4 protein-coding genes are annotated in these 3,337 nt (G+C 57.0%); 1 reads left to right on the top strand and 3 read right to left on the bottom strand.

The window, feature by feature from the left end; genetic code table 11:
- Positions 1–103: 103 nt before the first annotated feature.
- Genes HHL08_RS25075 through HHL08_RS25065 form a run of 3 tightly spaced genes read right to left on the bottom strand, consistent with a single transcriptional unit; the run spans position 104 to position 2,431 of the window.
- Positions 104–538, bottom strand: coding sequence for an aromatic ring-hydroxylating oxygenase subunit alpha (locus tag HHL08_RS25075; protein ID WP_408021808.1), 435 nt, complete (start codon positions 536–538; stop codon positions 104–106).
- A 26-nt stretch (positions 539–564) separates the two neighbouring features.
- Entirely contained in the window at positions 565–1,092 is a 528-nt protein-coding gene (locus HHL08_RS25070; protein WP_088189920.1) for an aromatic-ring-hydroxylating dioxygenase subunit beta, read from the bottom strand.
- Positions 1,085–2,431, bottom strand: a complete 1,347-nt coding sequence (locus HHL08_RS25065) for an aromatic ring-hydroxylating oxygenase subunit alpha (RefSeq protein WP_088189919.1) — start codon at positions 2,429–2,431, stop codon at positions 1,085–1,087. The genes HHL08_RS25070 and HHL08_RS25065 overlap by 8 nt, the downstream gene beginning before the upstream one ends.
- Before the next feature lie 220 nt (positions 2,432–2,651).
- On the opposite strand from HHL08_RS25065, the gene HHL08_RS25060 reads away from it, so the two are divergent.
- The gene (locus HHL08_RS25060) at positions 2,652–3,239 is read left to right on the top strand and encodes a XylR N-terminal domain-containing protein (RefSeq protein WP_235955315.1); all 588 of its coding nucleotides are present in this window, start codon (positions 2,652–2,654) and stop codon (positions 3,237–3,239) included.
- Positions 3,240–3,337: the final 98 nt, after the last annotated feature.

Here is a 3,337-nt window from a genome sequence, read left to right as displayed (position 1 = left end):
CGCGAGTGGTATCGGTCCACATCGTTGATCCTTGGTAGTTTCGCAAAACCCCTGAATCAACGACAGGCCAGGCCGTCAAGCCAACCTGCTGATACCACTCAACTTAATTTCGGATCAGACACTTACGGCGATCAATATCGTTGTCGTCGTAACAATATTCCTCATGCATGCCTTTCAGATCGCCAGCAGTATCGAACGCCCAGCCGTGATAATTGCACACAAAGCGGCGGGTGTTACCTGCATCGGCGAAGCAAACTTTGTTGCCGCGATGGGGACAGGAATTCAAGAACACCCTGATCGAACCGTCGGGCTGTCGCGCGACGATTACGCCATCCTCACCCATGTGGGTTGTCAGGAAATCGCCAGCCTTAGGCAACTGACTCTCATGGGCAACGAACAGCCAGGACCGTGCGAAGATACGATAGAGCTCTTCTTCATAGATATCCGCATCACTGAAGATCCTGCGATCGAGCCAGCCTTCCTTGAGATTCATGTAACGCGAAAACTCCGGCTCACGACCGATCCGCTCAATGCGCATGTCATTCTCCTCTCAATGATTACATGTTAGAAAAATACGTTGATGTTGCTGTCGGGCAGTACCGCGTGATCAAGTGCTATTTCGCGCGCCGCCAATTTCCAGCCATCGGCATGCATACGCCAACGATCGGAGCGCCCGGCAGTAAGAACCCTTGTCAGGCCGTCGATGCGGTTGCGATGGATGACGATCACCGAGTGCACGATAGCCTCGTTTTCGGCATCCGCGCGCTCGACCTCAACATTTGAAACGACGCGGCGCACAAAATTTGGCGGATCCTCAGCCCATACAAATCCGGAGCGCAGGCGATCGATCCTCAGCTTGAGCCGCGCAAGATTCTCGTTGAAAACGACGCCGACGCCAACCGCCGCGGGCGGCGAACGATCCGCCCGGAACCGCCGTCTCTTGAGCTCCATGCGATAAGTCACATCGTTGCACATGAATTCCAACCAATCCTCGAAGCGCTCCGCGTCGAGCAGACGCGCTTCGTGGTACAGGCGCTGAGTCAGGCCGGTGACACTCTCCGTGGACATCGGAGCGACGCCCGACTCAAGCATTGATTGTCTCCTCGGCGACCACTGAATTGATGTTGTAGGTGGGAACACCGGCCCAGTTGTCAGCCTGCATATGTTCCTGCCAACGGCGGTAGAAATAACGCTGGTTGTGCTCGCTCACCAATCCGGCGGCGATGTCGCCGGGGAAACCTTCGCGCGGCCCTGAACGGTTTAGCGCCATGTTGGTGAACACGTCCATTTGCGCTGTGCGCCATCCACGGGACTGTTCGGTGCAGGCAGCAAGATTATCGCCATCGTCGTTGTCGAAGAGGCCGGCCAGGCCGAAGGTCAGGCACTGATTGTCCAGGATCGCCGCCTGTATCTCGGCGGGCATGTCGTTTTCGACCATAGCCCAGGTCCACTGCTCGATTTGGCCCGGACCCTTGGGATGATAGACCCGGAACCAGTTGAGGCCCGGCAGGAACTGCAGGTTGGGAAAGATCGTGATATTGATCTGCGAACCCCAGAGCTGCTCGCCGCGCACCTTGCCCAGCCGTTCGATCACCTGTGGACGATTGAATTCAAGATAGTCCAGCATTGGCTTTGGTTTGGGGTAGAAGGCATAGCCCGAAACCCCGTCGAGGGAGGTCAGGGCCATGTGGCCGTTCAACCCGGCAACGGAAAGCCCGCCGTCGAGATCCGTGCTCGAATTGCCGACGCTAAGACCGGCAAGATCCAGAGACTGCACCGCCCTCATCGCCCCGGCGTGCGCCCAGCCGAGATGATAGCCGTCGCCACAGACATTCTCTACTGGCAGCTTCCAATTACTGGCGAGCACCATCTTCTGGGTTTCACCGACGAGTGACGTTCCACCCGGCATTGCATCGAGCCAGACGTCGAGGAAGAATTTTGCATCGCCAAGATAGTCTTCGAGTGAAGGCGGATCGGCATCGAAACAGCCAAAGACGAGGCCTTTATACTCAGCAACGTGGGCCACGGGAACAAGGCCCAGCCTGCTGCGGTCCAACTCACCGAAATAAGCTTCTTTCTCCAGCGGTACAGCGCTGAGCGAGCCGTCCGGTGCGAACGACCAGCCATGATAATTGCAGGTAAACGCCTTCGCGTTTCCTCGGTCGGAGCGGCAGATCCTGTTGCCGCGATGCGTGCAGCTGTTCAGGAAGGCCTTGATCGTTCCGTCCTTCTGGCGAATGACGATGACATCGTCCTCGCCCATAAAGGTACGGAAATAGTCGCCAGCCTCAGGAATCTGGCTAGTATGCACGAGGAACAGCCAGCACCGCCCGAAGATGCGTTCGAGCTCCTGCCGGTAAAGTTCCTCGCTCGAATATATCGCCCGCGATTGACGGCCCGTTGCCGTATCGACCAGTCCGGAAACATCCATTCTGTCTTCCCTCTCCCAATGTCCGCCGTCAGATTCTCGCGGTCAGCGCGCTCCGACGCCTGTTCCAAGTGTTGTCAGCATGAACCGTGCCAAATCATGGAACAGCGTATTTCCAGGAAGATTGCGCAGATGGGGTATCGCAGCCACCCGAAATATCGACATATTTGTCGAATGCTGGGACTTCTATGGCAGCCAGTGGCCATATATGTTATGACGAGCCATGAAGCATCTCCCCACATATGCCGATTTGACAAGCCGACTGCGGTTCTCGCCCGAACAGGGCCGCATCTGGCGTGACAGCGAACGTTGCGTTTTGCTCAGTAACTCGGCGCTGACCATGTTGCGGAACGCGATGGTCGTCCAGTTGGGTCTCGCCAGCGCGCGGCAGCTATTTTGGGAGTTAGGTTTCGCGGAAGGCGCGCGGTGTGCCGTGGAGGCAAAAAATCTTCGGCCCAACCGTGATTTTCTCGAAGCCTTTTCAGTGGGTCCGCAGGCTCATGCGTTGACCGGGTTCGGCTGGACCGAAATCGAAACTTTGGACAGCGACCTTGCAAGCGGCCATTTCGAAGGGCGTTTCCTGGTCCACGATTCGATCGAGGCGGGAATCCACCTTGCTACCGAAGGGATCAGCGCCGATCCGGTGTGCTGGTTGCAGACCGGTTTCGCCAGCGGGTTTGCCAGTACATTTGCTGGACAGTCGATAATCATGCGCGAAATCGAGTGTCAGGGGATGGGTGATCCGGTCTGCGTGCTCCATGCTAAACCAGAATCCGAATGGTCCGGGATCGTGTCCCACAGCGTGGTGTAGGTTCGCTGGGATAGCCACAGCGACTTCCGGCTAAGCCGGATTGATCATGCTGCCATGGCAGGCAACGTGATGATGGGATTATCGCTTAAACCTGAGAC

It is taken from the genome of Sphingobium psychrophilum (genome assembly GCF_012927105.1).
Taxonomy (GTDB): domain Bacteria; phylum Pseudomonadota; class Alphaproteobacteria; order Sphingomonadales; family Sphingomonadaceae; genus Sphingobium; species Sphingobium psychrophilum.
The sequence above is the reverse complement of the archived record's forward strand: the minus strand, read 5'-3'. Positions and strand labels throughout refer to the sequence as shown.

Coding starts and splice junctions, on each gene's coding strand:
- HHL08_RS25075 (WP_408021808.1), bottom strand. CDS start 538: ATGCGCATTGAGCGGATCGGTCGTGAGCCGGAGTTTTCGCGTTACATG.
- HHL08_RS25060 (WP_235955315.1), top strand. CDS start 2,652: ATGAAGCATCTCCCCACATATGCCGATTTGACAAGCCGACTGCGGTTC.
- HHL08_RS25070 (WP_088189920.1), bottom strand. CDS start 1,092: ATGCTTGAGTCGGGCGTCGCTCCGATGTCCACGGAGAGTGTCACCGGC.
- HHL08_RS25065 (WP_088189919.1), bottom strand. CDS start 2,431: ATGGATGTTTCCGGACTGGTCGATACGGCAACGGGCCGTCAATCGCGG.